This is a genomic window from Novosphingobium sp. B1, from assembly GCF_900176395.1.
Taxonomy (GTDB): domain Bacteria; phylum Pseudomonadota; class Alphaproteobacteria; order Sphingomonadales; family Sphingomonadaceae; genus Novosphingobium.
On the sequence record NZ_FWXL01000011.1, the window covers coordinates 41,083 to 56,866 of the forward strand.

At 61.8% G+C, this 15,784-nt stretch carries 16 protein-coding genes; 10 read left to right on the top strand and 6 right to left on the bottom strand.

Going from position 1 to position 15,784, the window contains the following annotated elements; all coding sequences use genetic code 11:
* Positions 1 to 180: 180 nt before the first annotated feature.
* On the top strand, positions 181 to 765 hold the full coding sequence (locus B9A23_RS16690) for a cytochrome b family protein (RefSeq protein WP_084280162.1): 585 nt from the start codon (positions 181 to 183) through the stop codon (positions 763 to 765).
* Here B9A23_RS16690 and serB read toward each other — a convergent pair whose 3' ends face one another.
* Positions 766 to 1,650: a phosphoserine phosphatase SerB gene (serB, locus tag B9A23_RS16695; protein ID WP_084280163.1), complete on the bottom strand. Its 885-nt coding sequence runs from the start codon at positions 1,648 to 1,650 to the stop codon at positions 766 to 768.
* Between serB and miaA the strand changes: the two genes are divergently transcribed.
* From miaA to B9A23_RS16725, 6 genes are all read left to right on the top strand, one after another.
* Positions 1,643 to 2,605 carry a tRNA (adenosine(37)-N6)-dimethylallyltransferase MiaA gene (miaA, locus tag B9A23_RS16700; RefSeq protein ID WP_084280164.1) on the top strand — a complete coding sequence of 321 codons (963 nt, stop codon included), beginning with the start codon at positions 1,643 to 1,645 and terminating at the stop codon, positions 2,603 to 2,605. The genes serB and miaA overlap by 8 nt on opposite strands.
* Before the next feature lie 198 nt (positions 2,606 to 2,803).
* Positions 2,804 to 4,552 carry a biosynthetic-type acetolactate synthase large subunit gene (gene ilvB / locus B9A23_RS16705; RefSeq protein ID WP_084280165.1) on the top strand — a complete coding sequence of 583 codons (1,749 nt, stop codon included), beginning with the start codon at positions 2,804 to 2,806 and terminating at the stop codon, positions 4,550 to 4,552.
* A 17-nt stretch (positions 4,553 to 4,569) separates the two neighbouring features.
* Positions 4,570 to 5,085: an acetolactate synthase small subunit gene (gene ilvN / locus B9A23_RS16710; RefSeq protein WP_139797525.1), complete on the top strand. Its 516-nt coding sequence runs from the start codon at positions 4,570 to 4,572 to the stop codon at positions 5,083 to 5,085.
* A gap of 47 nt (positions 5,086 to 5,132) precedes the next feature.
* Positions 5,133 to 6,152, top strand: coding sequence for a ketol-acid reductoisomerase (gene ilvC / locus B9A23_RS16715; protein WP_084280167.1), 1,020 nt, complete (start codon positions 5,133 to 5,135; stop codon positions 6,150 to 6,152).
* Positions 6,153 to 6,364: 212 nt separating this feature from the next.
* Positions 6,365 to 6,670, top strand: coding sequence for an I78 family peptidase inhibitor (locus B9A23_RS16720; RefSeq protein WP_176218031.1), 306 nt, complete (start codon positions 6,365 to 6,367; stop codon positions 6,668 to 6,670).
* A 66-nt stretch (positions 6,671 to 6,736) separates the two neighbouring features.
* Complete coding sequence (locus B9A23_RS16725) at positions 6,737 to 7,396, top strand: YceI family protein (RefSeq protein WP_084280169.1); 660 nt, start codon at positions 6,737 to 6,739, stop codon at positions 7,394 to 7,396.
* A 4-nt stretch (positions 7,397 to 7,400) separates the two neighbouring features.
* Here B9A23_RS16725 and B9A23_RS16730 read toward each other — a convergent pair whose 3' ends face one another.
* Positions 7,401 to 8,534 carry an epoxide hydrolase family protein gene (locus B9A23_RS16730; protein ID WP_084280170.1) on the bottom strand — a complete coding sequence of 378 codons (1,134 nt, stop codon included), beginning with the start codon at positions 8,532 to 8,534 and terminating at the stop codon, positions 7,401 to 7,403.
* A 207-nt stretch (positions 8,535 to 8,741) separates the two neighbouring features.
* Here B9A23_RS16730 and leuA point away from each other — a divergent pair, with 207 nt between their 5' ends.
* From leuA to B9A23_RS16745, 3 genes are all read left to right on the top strand, one after another.
* A complete protein-coding gene (gene leuA / locus B9A23_RS16735; protein ID WP_084280171.1) occupies positions 8,742 to 10,412 on the top strand; it encodes a 2-isopropylmalate synthase in 1,671 nt (556 codons plus the stop codon).
* A 125-nt stretch (positions 10,413 to 10,537) separates the two neighbouring features.
* Positions 10,538 to 11,584, top strand: coding sequence for an amidohydrolase family protein (locus B9A23_RS16740; RefSeq protein WP_084280172.1), 1,047 nt, complete (start codon positions 10,538 to 10,540; stop codon positions 11,582 to 11,584).
* A 77-nt stretch (positions 11,585 to 11,661) separates the two neighbouring features.
* On the top strand, positions 11,662 to 12,642 hold the full coding sequence (locus tag B9A23_RS16745; protein ID WP_084280173.1) for an NAD(P)H-dependent flavin oxidoreductase: 981 nt from the start codon (positions 11,662 to 11,664) through the stop codon (positions 12,640 to 12,642).
* A gap of 7 nt (positions 12,643 to 12,649) precedes the next feature.
* On the opposite strand, the gene B9A23_RS16750 is transcribed toward B9A23_RS16745, so the two are convergent.
* The 4 genes from B9A23_RS16750 to B9A23_RS16765 form a co-directional block, all read right to left on the bottom strand.
* On the bottom strand, positions 12,650 to 13,189 hold the full coding sequence (locus B9A23_RS16750; RefSeq protein ID WP_254895164.1) for an AHH domain-containing protein: 540 nt from the start codon (positions 13,187 to 13,189) through the stop codon (positions 12,650 to 12,652).
* Positions 13,180 to 13,590: a hypothetical protein gene (locus B9A23_RS22360; protein ID WP_139797522.1), complete on the bottom strand. Its 411-nt coding sequence runs from the start codon at positions 13,588 to 13,590 to the stop codon at positions 13,180 to 13,182. Before B9A23_RS22360 ends, B9A23_RS16750 begins: the two co-directional genes overlap by 10 nt.
* A gap of 432 nt (positions 13,591 to 14,022) precedes the next feature.
* A complete protein-coding gene (locus B9A23_RS16760) occupies positions 14,023 to 14,511 on the bottom strand; it encodes a flavodoxin family protein (RefSeq protein ID WP_084280175.1) in 489 nt (162 codons plus the stop codon).
* 3 nt (positions 14,512 to 14,514) lie between these two features.
* Entirely contained in the window at positions 14,515 to 15,780 is a 1,266-nt protein-coding gene (locus tag B9A23_RS16765; protein ID WP_254895165.1) for a hypothetical protein, read from the bottom strand.
* Positions 15,781 to 15,784: the final 4 nt, after the last annotated feature.

Genomic DNA, 15,784 nt, shown 5'->3' on the forward strand with positions numbered 1-15,784 from the left:
GTCGTAAATGGGCAAGTCGGCACTCAACGCACCTGTCATGGCGTTCACGTCGATTCTCCCGATATTTTCCGCGGGATACTAACAGAGGTGTAAATAGATCGTCAATCGCGAGGCTCGTGCCTTAGCTTGCCAATAGCAACTGCACCATGCAGGTTCCTCACAGGCAGGGGGAGAGCAAACATGTCACGCAAGTGGCCGATGGCGCTGGGGATGGCGCTTTCGTTGATGGCATTGGGATCCGGATTGGCGGCCGGGACCACTGACCAGCAAGGCTGGCATCTGGCCGCGCGCTGGACTGCGCGCGCAAGCTTTCCCATCTTTCTCCTGACCTATCTCGCCTCTTCGCTGGTCCGTCTGCAACCTGCCCCGTGGAGCCGCGCGATCGCCCGTGATCGGCGGTGGTGGGGCCTTGGCTTTGCCGCAAGCCATACGGTTCATCTCGTTGCGCTGATCATGGCCCTCAGCCTGGATCCCGAACCGCGCACGCCTGCCTCACTTATCCCGGGAGGCACGGCCTACGTCTTCATCCTCGCCATGGCACTGACTTCAAGCAGTGCCGCGATGCGCGCCTTGGGCCGCAATTGGAAGAGGCTGCACTCGGCGGGAATCCACGTAATCTGGCTGATTTTTGCGTTGGCCTATGCCAAGCGCATTCCGGCGCCGGAAACTAGGGCAATCGGGCTCACAATGACTATGCTGGCCCTCACCGCCCTGCTGTTGCGTATGCTTGCCCGCCGTCGCCGCGGCGCGCGCGCATTCGCCTGATCAGACGAGGACCCAGTCTGACCTTGCAATGCCGAGCAGCGAAAGGATGGATGTCAAATCGCCCCGGTCGATCCAGCCGTTTGCGGCAGAGCGCGCCTTGGGCTTGGCGCAGTAGGCGATGCCGTAGGTTGCTGCCTCGATCATCGGAATGTCGTTTGCTCCGTCGCCAGTGGCGAGGCTGAACACTTCGCTGCCGAGTCGCTCGCTTTCTTCAAGCAGCACCTTCTTCTTGACCAAACTGTCGACGATGCCGCCCACAAGGCCACCGGTCAGCAAGCCGTCGTGCAGCCCCAAGCGATTGCCGACGACGCGATCGAAGCCGAGCAGCGCGGCCACCGGATCGGCGAAGGAATGGAATCCGCCGGTGACCAGCACCGTGTGGCAACCGCGCGACTTCAGCGTCGAAACCAGCGTTCGGGCACCGGGCATAGGGCGGATACGTTCATCAAGGCATTGCGAGATGGCTGTTTCCGGCAAGTCCTTGAGCAGACCGACACGTTCGCGCAATGCGCTCTCGAAATCGAGCTCGCCCTGCATGGCGCGCTCGGTGATCGCGGCGATGCGGTCTTTCAGGCCAGCAAAATCGGCAAGTTCGTCGATGCATTCCTGCCCGATCATCGTCGAATCCATGTCAGACACGAAGAGATTCGGCACTTCGATCAGACCGTCGGACACAAGCAGGTCGCTGTCGGGAAAACACTGGTCGAGAATCGTGCGAATGCTTGAAGGATCTCCTTCGACGACTTCAAGTTCGAGCACGTCCTCGCAGAAGTCGAGCATGCCGGCACCAGCCACTTCCCAATCGCGCGCCTCGATCATTTCCATCGCAAGCGAGAGATTGTCACCAAGCGTCTCCGGGTCTGCTATCAGGCGCGCGATGATCAATGGACAATCCCTTCTTGAGAACGCTGCGGGCAAGCCGCGCGTCGCGCTAATCGCAGGGCCGACGGCCAGCGGCAAGAGCGATCTCGCCGTGAAGCTGGCGCTCGACACGATCGCACGCGGCGCCGATGCGGTCGTGATCAATGCCGACAGCGCACAAGTCTATGCCGATCTGCGTGTGCTGAGCGCGCGCCCTTCCCCTGAAGAAATGCTCGGCGTGCGGCATGAATTGTTCGGCGCCTGGGACGGGGCCGATCCCTGCTCGGCAGCCGACTGGGCAGAGGCTGCCAAGGAGCGCATCGCCGCGGCCCATCGTTCGGGCGCGTTGCCGATACTGGTAGGCGGAACGGGTCTTTATTTGCAGACCCTCCTGGAAGGTATTTCACCAGTCCCACCGATTGATCCCGGAGTGCGCAGCGAGGTCCGCGCCCTATCGGTAAGCGATGCTTACGCCGCGTTGCAGGCCGAGGACCCCGAAAGGGCAAGCCAACTGGGCCCTGCCGATTCCCAGAGAATAAGCCGTGCACTAGAAGTCGTGCGCTCGACCGGATTGCCGATGCACCACTGGCACCGCCAGATCACCGGCGGTATCGCGCAAGACATTGCGCTCTCGCCGCTGATCCTCCTGCCAGAGCGACGTTGGTTGTACGAGCGCTGCGACCTGCGCTTTGCGCTGATGTGGGAACGCGGCGCCGTTGCCGAAGTGGAAGCCCTACTTGCACGCGGCCTCGCTGATTCGCTCCCCGTCATGCGCGCGATCGGCGTGCCCGAAATCGCAGGATATCTACGAGGCGAGCTTTCCCGCGACGAAGCTCTTGCCGCAGGCCAGCAGGCCACCCGCAACTACGCGAAACGCCAATATACGTGGCTGCGAAACCAGAATCCCGCCCATTGGCCTCGCCTAGAGTTCGAAAATTCCATTGACTTCGACTACGCAGCAAGTTTATTGCGCATTTAGCCGCTTGACACCATATTTTATGTCAAGTAGCAGGCCGTCAATTGCCTGATCCATCTCGCATGTCGATCAAGCACCCGGAAGGGAGAGACGGCCCGGCGCAGCCATGCTGCAGCCGGGCCGAAATTGTTGGTGGTTTTTTGTTTTTCCGACGGGGCATCGGGAGTAACGGCCCGACCACGCGAAGAAGGATGAAGTAACGTGACAAGCGAGCGCAGCGGCGCCGAGATCCTGGTCGAAAGCCTTGTCGCCAAGGGCGTCGAATTCGTGTTCGGCTATCCTGGCGGCGCGGTACTGCCGATCTACGATGCGCTGTTCGGCGATGAACGCATCCGCCACATTCTCGTCCGCCACGAAGCCGGCGCCGCACATGCGGCCGAAGGCTATGCGCGCGCCACGGGCAAGCCCGGCGTCGTGCTCGTCACGTCAGGCCCTGGCGCAACCAATGCCGTTACCGGCATTGCCGATGCGTTCATGGATTCGATTCCGATGGTCGTGATCACCGGCCAGGTGCCCACCGGCCTGATCGGCTCCGATGCGTTCCAGGAGGCCGACACGGTCGGGATCACGCGCCACTGCACCAAGCACAACTATCTGGTGAAGGACCCCTCGCAACTCGCCGCGACGATTGACGAGGCCTTTCGCATCGCCACCGAAGGCCGCCCCGGCCCGGTCGTGATCGACATTCCGAAGGACGTCCAGATCGCATCAGCCCCGTGGAGCAATGCCGCTCCGCAGCAGCGCAATCGCTACGCCCCGCAGACTGAAGGTGGCCCAAGCGAGATCGCCGAAGCCATTGAGATGATCGCCAGGGCCAAGGCTCCGGTTTTTTACACGGGCGGCGGGGTGATCAATTCAGGCCCTGAAGCCACGCGCCTGCTGCGCGAGCTACAGTCGCTGACCGGCGCCCCCGTCACTTCGACCTTGATGGGTCTGGGCGCGTTCCCGGCCGATCACCCGGCCTGGCTCGGCATGCTGGGCATGCACGGCACATACGAAGCCAACCTGACGATGAACCAGGCCGATCTGATCGTCTGCGTCGGTGCCCGTTTCGATGATCGCGTGACCGGACGCCTTGATGCTTTCGCGCCCAATTCGAAGAAGATCCACATCGACATCGATCGCGCCTCTATCAACAAGACCGTTGCGGTCGATCTGCCGGTCATCGGCGATTGCGGCAAGGTTCTCGGCCAATTGGTCGACGCATGGCATTCACGCGGCTACAAGGCGCAGGACCTGTCCGGGTGGTACGCCCGCATCGAAGGCTGGCGCGGCAAGAAGAGCCTCGCCTATCCGCGCAAGTCCAAGGCGATCATGCCGCAGTACGCGGTCGAGCGGCTGTACGAGCTGACCAAGCATCTCGAGCCGATCATCTCGACCGAGGTCGGCCAGCACCAGATGTGGGCGGCGCAGTACTTCCACTTCATGAAGCCCAACAAGTGGCTGACCTCGGGCGGCCTTGGCACGATGGGCTATGGCCTTCCCGCCGCGATCGGCGCGCAGGCCGGCTTCCCCGACACGCTGGTCATCGACATCGCAGGCGATGCCTCGATCCAGATGAACATCCAGGAACTGGGCACCGCCACGCAGTATCGACTGCCGGTCAAGATCTTCGTGCTCAACAACGAATGGATGGGCATGGTCCGCCAGTGGCAGGAGCTGACCTACGAGAGCCGCTATTCGAACTCGTATTCGGATAGCCTGCCCGATTTCGTACGCTTGGCTGAAGCCTACGGCTGGAAGGGCATCCGCATCACCGACGAGAGCGAACTGGACGCAGGCATCCAGGCGATGATCGACCATGACGGGCCAGTCTTCGTAGATTGCCTCGTCGCCAAGGAAGCCAATTGCTTCCCCATGATCCCGTCAGGGGCTGCGCACACCGACATGATCCTCTACGGGGACGAAGTTGCCGGCACGATGGACGACGAAGCCAAGGCGCTGGTCTGAGGGATATCGAGACAATGATGCACATCGCTCAGGAGGCGCAGGAGCGCCACGTCCTTACCATCACGGTTGACAACGAAGCGGGCATTCTCGCCAAGATCGCCGGCCTGTTCACCGCGCGCGGCTACAACATCGACAGCCTGACCGTGGCTGACATCACCGATGGCCATGACCTCAGCCGAATCACTATCGTGACGCACGGGCCCCCGCCGGTGATCGACCAGATTCGCGCGCAGCTCGAACGGCTGGTGCCGGTGCACAAGGTCACCGACCTCACCGAAGTCGGCCCGTTCGTCGAACGCGAGCTGGCGCTAATCAAGGTCTCCGGCAAGGGCGAAAACCGCGTCGAGGCGCTGCGCCTTGCCGATGTCTTCCGCGCCAAGGTGGTCGATACGACGACGTCGAGCTTCATTTTCGAGCTTACCGGCGCACCGGACAAGATCGACAGTTTCGTCGCGCTGATGAAGGAGCTCGGCCTCGTCGAAGTGGGCCGCACCGGCATCGTCGGCATGATCCGCGGCGCAACCGCCGCCTGATATTCACCGCTCATCCTTTCACGAATTCATCAAAGATTGGGAACGACATGAAGGTCTATTACGACGCAGACTGCGATCTGAACCTCATCACCGACAAGAAGGTCGCCATTCTTGGCTATGGCTCGCAGGGCCACGCCCATGCGCAGAATCTTCGTGATTCGGGCGTGAAGGAAGTAGCGATTGCGCTGCGTCCGGGTTCCGCCAGCGCGAAGAAGGCCGAAGCTGCCGGCTTCAAGGTCCTCCCGAACGCCGAGGCTGCGGCTTGGGCCGACGTTCTCATGATTCTTGCGCCCGACGAGCATCAGGCTGCAATCTACGCTGACGACCTGCACGCCAACATGAAGCCGGGCGCCGCGCTCGCCTTTGCACACGGCCTCAACATCCACTTCGGCCTGATCGAGGCGCGCTCTGACATCGACGTGATCATGATCGCGCCGAAGGGTCCGGGCCACACCGTGCGCAGCGAATACCAGCGTGGCGGTGGCGTGCCCTGCCTCATCGCCGTCCATCAGAACGTTACCGGCAATGCGCATGACGTCGCCCTCGCCTACGCTTCGGGCGTCGGTGGTGGCCGCTCGGGCATCATCGAAACCAACTTCCGCGAAGAGTGCGAAACCGATCTGTTCGGCGAGCAGGCCGTTCTGTGCGGCGGTGCAACGCACCTTGTCCAGGCCGGTTTCGAAACGCTGGTCGAAGCTGGCTATGCTCCGGAGATGGCCTACTTCGAGTGCCTTCACGAACTGAAGCTGATCGTCGACCTGATGTATGAAGGCGGCATTGCCAACATGCGCTACTCGATCTCGAACACCGCCGAATATGGCGACATCACCACCGGTCCGCGCATCATCACCGCCGAGACCAAGAAGGAGATGAAGCGCGTTCTGGAAGACATCCAGTCGGGCCGCTTCGTGAAGAACTTCGTGCTCGACAACCGTGCTGGCCAACCGGAACTGAAGGCTGCCCGCGGTCTCGCCAAGCGCCACCAGATCGAGGAAACGGGTGCCAAGCTGCGTGCCATGATGCCTTGGATCGGCGCAAACAAGCTGGTCGATCAGTCCAAGAACTGATTGAATTTACTAACTTTCGTTATTTTTGCTCGGGGGCGGATTTTTCCGCCCCCTCTTTTTTACCCAGCTTCTCAATGCCTTCCGGCGGACCGATGAAATCGGTCGACGAATGTCATGGACGCGCCCCGCGAACTGCGTATCACTCCAATTTGGTGTGATATATATCACAGGTTTTCGGAATGCGGACGCGGGTCATCATATGCGCAGGAGCAATGCTCGCAGTTGCCGGGGCAGTCTGTGCGCAGGCACAATCGATCGTGGCGATGAGCCGCGCGCCCAAGACGCCTGCGACCTCCGCTTCGCCCGGCGGGCAGGATAATTGCAAGAGGCGCCTGACTGATCGCTTTCTGGGTCAGAGATATGGTCCCGCCGTACGGTCACAACTGACGCGCGCCGTAATGCATGACCGCATCCGCCTCGTCCACGCCGGCGTACCGGTGACGCCTGATTACCGGCCCGATCGGCTCAATCTCATCATTGATCGCCAGCAGACCATCATGGCGATCCGCTGCGGCTGACAAAAGCTTGTGCCGGTTGTTCCCGTTTGGCATCCACGTGTTTCCTCTACTCCCAGGAGATCCCACGTGACCAAGCTCGTCAAACTTCCCCGTACGCTCAAGGTTGCCTTGCCTCTGGCGCTGATCGCAGCGGCAGCGCCAATGGTCGCACAGATGCCCGAAGTGCCCGGCAAGGCCGACAAGTCGCGCGTGACTGCAGGGACCTACACCGCTGATCCCGCCCATTCCCTCGTCGGCTGGCAGGTCAACCATTTCGGGTTCAACGATTACTTCGGTCTGTTCGGCGATGTGTCAGGCACTTTGACGCTCGATCCTGCAAATCCGGCCGCAGCAAAGGTGTCGGTGAAGATTCCGGTCAGCAAGGTCATCACCGCCAACGCAGGCCTTACAGCGCATCTCCTCAAGCCGGGTGCAGAAGGCAAGGCCGCCGACTTTTTCGGCGCGGCTCCCGCCGATGCAACCTTTGTATCGACCAGCGTGGCACCAGGCACCGACGGCGTTTCGGCCGCCATCACGGGCGATCTCACGCTCAACGGCGTGACCAAGCCGGTAACCGTCAACGCGGTGTTTTCCGGCGCTGGCACCAATCCCTTCACCAAGGCGGCAACCGTTGGTTTCCATGGCAAGGCCATGATCAAGCGCTCGGACTTCAACGTGAAGTACGGCCTGCCGTTCGTGTCCGATGAGGTGCCATTGAACATAACGATCGCGTTCGAGAAGAAGTAATCCTTCAACGCATCAGGGAAAATGCAGTCCGAAGCTCGTTTACGAATGCTTCGGGCTGCTCCCACGCGGCGAAGTGTCCGCCCTTTTCCATGTTGCCCCAATGCACAAGCCGCGGGCAGGTTCGCTCGAACCACTTGCGCGGTGCGGGGATGATCTCTTTCGGAAAGGCGCTTGCCGCGACGGGAATGTTGATCTGTACCGGTGCGAAGCTGCCAAAGCTCTCCCAGTAAAGCCGGGCCGACGAAGCACCTGTCGCTGGCAGCCAATACATCATCAGGTTGTCGAGCATGTCGTCGCGGCTCAGCGCGTCCTCCGGCCGCCCCTGGTTGTCCGTCCACGCCCACATCTTCTCGTAGATCCACCCAGCCAGGCCGACGGGCGAATCGACCAGCCCGTAACCGACGCTTTGGGGCCTTGTCGCCTGCTGCTTCGAATACCCCGAATCCCAGTCCTGGTAGTGCTTGCGACTGGCCAGAGCCTTCGCTTCTGCTTCGTCCGGAGAAACTAGGTCTTCGGGCAGCGGGCCGGCAATCGGCATGTTGAGATGGATACCTGCGCAGCCTTCCACTTCAAGCGCGCCGATCGCCGTCGTGACGGCAGCCCCCCAGTCGCCACCCTGCGCCAGCCATTGGTCGTACCCAAGGCGCTTCATGAGAACGCCCCACGCCTGCGCGATCTTCTGGACGCTCCATCCTGCCACCATTGGCTTTCCCGAAAAGCCGTAGCCCGGCAGGCACGGGATCACGAGATGAAAGGCGTCGTCGGCAGAACCTCCGTGCATCAGGGGATTTGTCAGTGGCTCGATACAGCGCCGGAATTCGAGGATAGAGCCCGGCCAACCATGGGTCAGCACCAGCGGCCTCGCCTGCGCATGGGGTGATCGCGCGTGGACAAACCTGATCGCGAGGCCGTCGATCTCGGTTTCGAACATTCCCCAACCGTTGAGCAGTGCCTGGCAGCGGTACCAATCATATCCGTTGCGCCAGTAGGCGACCAGATCCTGCAGCGCCGCCAACGGCGTCCCCTGAGACCAATCGTCGACTGTTTCCTTCTCGGGCCAACGCGCCATGTCGATTCGCTTATAAAGGTCGTCGATGGCAGATTGCGGGATTTCGACGGCGAACGGCGCAATATTCATGCTGGATCCCCTCGATTGTGTCTCCTTTCATTCTGGACAAGCGCGCCGCGATTCACCATAGGCTTGTGAAATGATCGCTCGACTGGACCTTACCCTGCGACTTATCCGCCCTTGGGCGTGAGCTGACGCGTCGGTCCTACCCGCCGTGCACGGCGCTCAGGGGTTGAAAGCCAGAACCGACGAAATCCAGATCATTCGAGTTATTCCATGACCATGCTCAAGAACCCTTCGGCAAAGTATCGTCCGTTTCCGCAAGTCGACCTGCCCGATCGGCAATGGCCGAGCCGCACCATCGACAAGGCGCCGCGCTGGCTGTCGACCGATATGCGCGATGGCAACCAGTCGCTCATCGATCCGATGGACGCCGAAAAGAAGAGCCGCTTTTTCGATCTGCTGCTCAAGGTCGGGATGAAGGAGATCGAGGTCGGCTTCCCTTCCGCCGGCGCGACTGAATATGACTTCATTCGCGGCCTCGTCGATTCCGGACGGATCCCGGACGATGTTTTCGTGCAGGTCCTCACGCAATCACGCGAGGACCTGATCAGGACTTCGTTCGAGAGCCTCGCCGGCGCGCGGCAAGCGATCGTGCACGTCTATAACGCCGTGTCGCCGCTGTGGCGTAACGTGGTGTTCGGCATGGACAAGAAGGACGTCCGTGAGATCGCCGTGATGGGCGCAAAGCACCTGCGTGATCAGGCTGCGCGCTTCCCTCAGACTGACTGGCACTTCGAATACAGCCCTGAAACCTTCTCTACTGCCGAACTCGATTTCAGCATCGAATGCTGCGAAGCGGTCATGGAGGTCCTCCAGCCGACAACCGACAAGCCGATCATTCTCAATTTGCCGGCCACAGTCGAAGCGGCAACGCCCAACATCTATGCCGACCAGATCGAGTATTTCTGCCGGAACCTTCCCAACCGGGATCGGGCGGTAATCAGCCTGCACACGCATAACGACCGCGGTACCGGCGTCGCTGCGGCAGAACTTGGTATCATGGCCGGGGCGGACCGCGTCGAAGGTTGCCTGTTCGGCAACGGCGAGCGCACCGGCAATTGCTGCCTCGTGACGGTCGGCCTCAACCTGTACACCCAGGGGGTTGACCCTGAGCTGGATTTCTCGAACATCGACGAGGTGATCCAGACCGTCGAATACTGCAACCAGCTTCCGGTCCATCCGCGTCACCCCTATGGCGGCGAACTGGTGTTCACGGCGTTTTCGGGCAGCCATCAGGATGCCATCAAGAAGGGCTTCGCCGCGCAGGAACAGCGCAACGATGAACTCTGGGCGATCCCCTATCTGCCGATCGACCCGGCCGATCTCGGCCGCAGCTATGAAGCGGTGATTCGTGTCAACTCGCAGTCTGGCAAGGGTGGCTTTGCCTGGGTGCTTGAGCAGGATCAGGGGCTGAAGCTGCCGAAGAAGATGCAGGCGCACTTCTCGCGCCACGTGCAGCAACTCGCCGACGAGCTCGGCCGGGAACTGCAGGCGGCCGACATCTGGGGCGTGTTCCGCAAGGCCTACCGCCTCGATGCGCCGCAGCATCTGCAACTAGTCGACTATGAAGAGGCGCGGGCGCCGGATGGGACGCGCATTTTTGCCGGCAAGATCGAAGTGGACGGCAAGGTTCAGTCGGTTTCGGGACGCGGGAACGGCCTCATTTCGTCCGTCGTCGCCACGCTCAAGGATGGGTTCGGTGTCGAAATAGACATCACCGACTATTCCGAGCATGCCATGGGCGCTGGCAGCAATGCCCGTGCTGCAGCTTATGTGGAATGCAAGACGGCAGACGGCCGCACCATCTGGGGCGTTGGCATCGACGAGGATGTGGCCACCGCCTCGGTCCGCGCGGTGCTGAGCGCCGCAAACGCCGCCGGTTGACCGGATGCGGGTGGCCAGCGCTGGCCACCCGTTCAATCGTTCGATTAAGATCCCGCTTGCTCGTGACAGACGATGCGCCATAGTCCTGCCTGTGCCCGCGAGAGGCGCGCAACGGGACAGGACTTATGGCCGAAGAAGCAATTCTCGAACCCGATCTGCCGATCATTGATCCTCACCATCATCTGTGGGACCTGCGGCCGCTGATCGCCGCGTTCCCCCAGCCAAGACATTCCTTCATCGAGACGCTGACCCACTCGTCCTATTACACATTTGACCAGTTGTTGGCCGATGCGCGAGGCGGTCACAACGTTGTCGCCACGGTCTACATGGAATGCGGTGCTTTCTATCGCGCAGACGCCGAGCCGGCGATGAAACCTGTCGGCGAAGTCGAATTCGTCAATGGTGTTGCCGCCCAAGGCGCCAGCGGTCTCTATGGCAATTTTAGTCCCTGCGCCGCCATCATCGGCCACGCCGACCTGCAGCTTGGCGATGGTGCCCGCCCGGTGCTTGAGGCGCTGGTGCAAGCAGGCAACGAGCGCTTCCGCGGCATTCGCCACCAAGGCGCGTGGGATGCCGATCCCGATGTCCTGGGTCCACCGTTCCACGCCCCTGCCGAACTCTACCTCTCTGACACATTTCGTGAGGGGTTCCGCCATCTTGGCGAACTCGGCCTTACCTTCGACGCATGGCTGCTCGAGCCCCAGCTCGGCGACTTGCTCAGCCTCGCCCGCGCCTTTCCCGACCAGCCGATCTGTCTCGATCACTGCGGTACTCCCCTTGGCATGGGTAGTTACCACGGCAGGCTGCACGAGCGCTTTGATGGATGGCGGGACATGATCCGCCAGATCGCCTCCTGCCCGAACGTCTCGATCAAGCTCGGCGGTCTGGCCATGGCGTTTTGCGGACTCCCCGAGGGGGGCCCCATGGCGGGCAATTCGTCGGAGACCCTGGCCGCGATGTGGCGCCCCTACATCGAGACCTGCATCGAGGCCTTCGGGCCAGACCGCGCAATGTTTGAAAGCAACTATCCGGTCGACAAGTGGGGAGCGAGCTACAACGTTCTGTGGAACGCCTTCAAGCGCTTGGCGCGCGGCGCGTCGGACAGCGAGAAACGGGCGCTTTTCGCAGGTACTGCCGCCAGCTTCTACGGCATCAAGGACGTGCCGGCATAAGCGCCTTTGACAAGCGCGGCCGCTTGACCTAGCCACTTAACCAACCGATTAAACACCATCTGAAGGACACGTGCCGAATGTCCCTGCCCCCGCTTTTCGCCAATCTGCGCTTGCCCGTCATTGCATCGCCGCTGTTCATCATTTCCTGTCCGGAACTCGTGATTGCCCAGTGCAAGGCAGGTGTTGTCGGATCGTTCCCCTCGCTCAACGCGCGTCCGATCAGCCAGCTGGACGAGTGGCTGCACCAGATCACCGAGGAACTGGCCGCGCACAATCGCGCCAATCCGGACAGGCCCGCTGCGCCTTTTGCGGTGAACCAGATCGTTCACAAGACCAATAACCGCCTCGATGAGGACATGGCGCTTTGTGCAAAGTGGCAGGTGCCGATGATGATCACATCGCTTGGCGCGCGCGAGGACGTCTATGCCGCTGCCCATGGTTGGGGCGGCATCGTGCTGCATGACGTCATCAACGATCGCTTTGCCCGCAAGGCCATTGAAAAAGGTGCCGACGGTCTGATCCCGGTCGCGGCAGGAGCCGGCGGCCATGCCGGCGCACAATCGCCATTCGCCTTGATGCAGGAAATCCGGGAATGGTTCGATGGATTGGTCGCCCTCTCCGGGGCCATTGCGCACGGTCGCTCGGTGCTTGCAGCGCAGGCCCTCGGCGCCGATTTTGCCTATATTGGTTCAGCCTGGATCGCGACCGAGGAAGCCAACGCCAACGCCGCCTACAAGCAAGCCATCGTCGACAGCCGCGCTGACGATATCGTCTATTCGAACCTCTTCACCGGGGTTCACGGCAACTATCTGCGTTCATCGATCGTCAACGCGGGCCTCGATCCTGATAACCTTCCGGTCAGCGACCCCAGCAAGATGAATTTCGGCTCTGGCGGCAACACCGAGGCAAAGGCCTGGAAGGACATCTGGGGTTCTGGCCAGGGCGTCGGTGCGGTGAGCGCCGTCGAACCGGTGGCAGCCCGTGTCGAACGGCTCGAGCGTCAGTATCACGAGGCGCGCAACGCCCTGTCAGCCGCAACCGCGCCTTTCAAGCGGTAACGGTCTGTCACGCGGCGCTGGCCACTTCAGTCGTTTCGGACCAGAACAGGTCAGCCATGTCATCGAGGTGGCTGAAGTCCAGGGCAGGGTCCCGACGGTTGAGCGGGACTCGCGCCCAGTTGCGCGGATCCAGGAACCGTCGGCGCAGCGCTCTTTGCAGCAGGTCAAAGCGCATCAGAGCCACGTAGTCTGCTGCCGGGCCACTTTGCCGATCGCGCGACCAGTCGCTTTCGATCTGGCCGATCCGCTCTATGACAAGTTCATTATAGGCACGATGCGGCCCACGGTGCAGCGGCAGCCCTGCCCTCGTCGCGCCCTGTTCGGACGCCGGCAGCAACTGGCCATTCCGGCGGAAGTCGTGAATCCCGAGCCGGTCAACGCCAAGATGATCGATCAGTCTTTCAAAAGCCTTCAATTGCAGGATCTGACGGGGAACGAGATGATGGCGCTGCAAGTCCGGCGTATATCCCGGACGCCCCGGAACGTTTACGCTACCAAATGGCAGACGTACTCTTTTCCGTCGGAAATGGTCGCTATTCAGTCGCACCAGGCCAAGATACGGTCGCCGCTTTCCGCCTCAAGAACGACTGCTCCCGTTCCGGCAAGAATTGCCTCGGCAGACTGTGTGACCGGGCCGTGTGTTACAAGCCAGTCCACCAGGCGGACAGCGATCCGCGCAAGGGGAGCGTCACTTGAAGGGCTGCGTGGCCGCAAGATAAATTCCTGCCCTGTCAGGAAGTTAAGGCCTTCAGTGCGCAGGCCACCGTCGGCCTCGCGATGCATCGCCACAAAGGCGGGAGCCGGAAATGGTCCGCCATCGAGCCATGGGCGAATAGCCTGTTCGAAGTGTTCGATTTTTAGCGCCAAACGGGCGGGAATCCACGCAATGGCGCTTGCCGGACCGATTTTGGCCAGTTCTGAAAGCAGAGCCGCCACGACTCGGATCACCGGCAAAAGCCTTTCAGCGCCGGCCAGGTGGGGTCCCGGTGCAACTGCGAGCCAAGACTGATCCGTGATGGACAAGATGGGCAAGCCTACACCGGTTCTTACATCCGGAGCGGGCGCGGGTGGCCCGTCACGCAAGCCGCGAACGTCGAAAGTGAGACCTTCCCGCAGAATTTCGGCCCAGCCTTCAGACCCTTGGGGCCTGTGCGAAACTGCAAAGCCGCCCTCGGCCCTTGCGGCGGCGACGAGCGCATCGGTATCTGGCAGATGTTCCAGCTGATAGAGTAGCGCGGCGACAGGCGCGCATTCGGCCGACCGGTCACTCGCTTCCACAACCGTCCCTCTCAAAATCCCCGACAGCTTGCACAGCGTCCCGACAACGTCCAGTCAACCATGCGCCCGATTGGCTCCGTTGCCGACCATAAGACGGATACCTTAGAAAACTCCTAGCGACATACCCGCAGCTATCCCCTGTCCCAAACTGTGACAGGCCTGAAGAACTTCATCCGACACGGTCTTGGGTGCGAGTATCGCCTCGGGCGTCTGCGCGGTCGTGCAATGGATCATTGCCTCGGCGACCCTGCGCAGGCGCCATCCTGTCACGATCCGATCAAGCTGCAATTGTGCCCCATCGCCACCAGATCCCGCGGCAATGATCGAAGCGTAAGGCCTGCCTTCCAGCTGCCCCAGCAACGGGTAGTAGGAGCGATCGAAAAAAGCCTTCATTTCGCCCGACATGCTGCCGAGGTTCTCGGGGAAACAAAACAGATAGCCGGCGCTTTCCAGCATGTCGGCGGGGCTGGTCTCCTCGGCACTCGACAGGCGGCTCCCCAACTCGGTCATCGCACCGGCATGCGCGGCACAGGCCATAGCCTGCGACGCGCCGGTGCGACTGTGCCAGATGATGAGGAGCCCCTGTGCCATGTCTCAGCAGTCGTCTGCGCCCGTGGGCAGGCCCAGCGCGCCGCCAACAGCCCCTCCCAGCAGGCCGCCCAGACCCTTCTTCTTCGGCTTGCATTGCGGCCGCTGTTCTTGCGCCGGGGTCCCTTGCGTTCGGCCATTGTCGCTCCGCCCCGCAAAGCCCTCGAAGCCGACGAGAAACCCCGTAGTCGACCGATGCCGGATGCGTGCTGTCCATTCCGGCATCCATCGCACCTTGGGATCTGCCGGGCGCGGCGGATAGGCGAACGATTCTTCCGGCCCATAGGCGTGGAGCGTACCGAACATGAAATCGGGCGCTGCGGCCTTGACCTCTGCCGGCACCGTGCATGTCGTCGTCTGGGGTGACATCACGGTACGGTCGGCAACCAGCCTTGCCACCGTTGCGGGTGAAAGCCAATCGGACAGGCCACCCCCGAACTGGCGGGCTGCGCTCGATGACCACCACACGATGTCGGTCATCTCCTGTCCCTTAGGCGCCTGCTTGCCGCCGATGATCATCGCATAATAGCCAGTGGCATCAGCCAAGCTGCCCCACCGCAGCAACGTCGCGCCAGAAGGCTGAGGGGCGTTCGTCGCATCCAGAGCGCCCATGAAGTCCTTCGACAGGCTGAAAGCCATCTCAGGTGCATAATTGGAGGCAATCCTGTGCTGGCCTGGCAACGACGAATCCGGCCTTGCGGACTTGCCGTCATCGCCAGGCCAGTATCCGTATGTCTTGCTCGAGCCAGGCGAAACCCACCGGTCGAGCGGCACCGTCGTCGTCCAAAGACCGGGTGGCACCTGCCCTTGGGCAAGCTTGCTGAAGTCGATAACCACCGGCTGCCCCTTCGGCGCATGCTCGCCGCACCCCCAGAAGATGAGCATCCGCCCCTTGGGCCGCTGGAATTCCGCTTCTCCCGGCAGACGGGGCTCGCTGACCGGCGTCTTGAGCAGAACCGATTTTCCAAGCTTCGCGCCCGGGGGCATGAAATGTTCGGCTTTCGGCTTGCCATCGGTCGGCCCACGCGTGCTGCCAAGATCGAGCCACAACATATGCTGCGCCTTGGGTGCACCACCCATGCCCAGCGCCATGGCTGCAGCAAGCCCACCTCCACCAGAACCCGGCGCGCCCATACCGCCCAGTCCAGACATCGTCTCGGCACGCATGTCGTAGCGCGCGATCGGCGCGGCCGACTGCTGTGCCACGCCCGTACCGGCAAGCGCGACAAGCACTCCTGCGCCAGCCGCGATCCCTATGGTCCTTCCCCGCATGTTC

Coding starts and splice junctions, on each gene's coding strand:
- B9A23_RS16690 (WP_084280162.1), top strand. CDS start 181: ATGTCACGCAAGTGGCCGATGGCGCTGGGGATGGCGCTTTCGTTGATG.
- miaA (WP_084280164.1), top strand. CDS start 1,643: ATGATCAATGGACAATCCCTTCTTGAGAACGCTGCGGGCAAGCCGCGC.
- ilvN (WP_139797525.1), top strand. CDS start 4,570: ATGCACATCGCTCAGGAGGCGCAGGAGCGCCACGTCCTTACCATCACG.
- ilvC (WP_084280167.1), top strand. CDS start 5,133: ATGAAGGTCTATTACGACGCAGACTGCGATCTGAACCTCATCACCGAC.
- B9A23_RS16720 (WP_176218031.1), top strand. CDS start 6,365: ATGCTCGCAGTTGCCGGGGCAGTCTGTGCGCAGGCACAATCGATCGTG.
- B9A23_RS16730 (WP_084280170.1), bottom strand. CDS start 8,534: ATGAATATTGCGCCGTTCGCCGTCGAAATCCCGCAATCTGCCATCGAC.
- leuA (WP_084280171.1), top strand. CDS start 8,742: ATGACCATGCTCAAGAACCCTTCGGCAAAGTATCGTCCGTTTCCGCAA.
- B9A23_RS16740 (WP_084280172.1), top strand. CDS start 10,538: ATGGCCGAAGAAGCAATTCTCGAACCCGATCTGCCGATCATTGATCCT.
- B9A23_RS16745 (WP_084280173.1), top strand. CDS start 11,662: ATGTCCCTGCCCCCGCTTTTCGCCAATCTGCGCTTGCCCGTCATTGCA.
- B9A23_RS16760 (WP_084280175.1), bottom strand. CDS start 14,511: ATGGCACAGGGGCTCCTCATCATCTGGCACAGTCGCACCGGCGCGTCG.
- B9A23_RS16765 (WP_254895165.1), bottom strand. CDS start 15,780: ATGCGGGGAAGGACCATAGGGATCGCGGCTGGCGCAGGAGTGCTTGTC.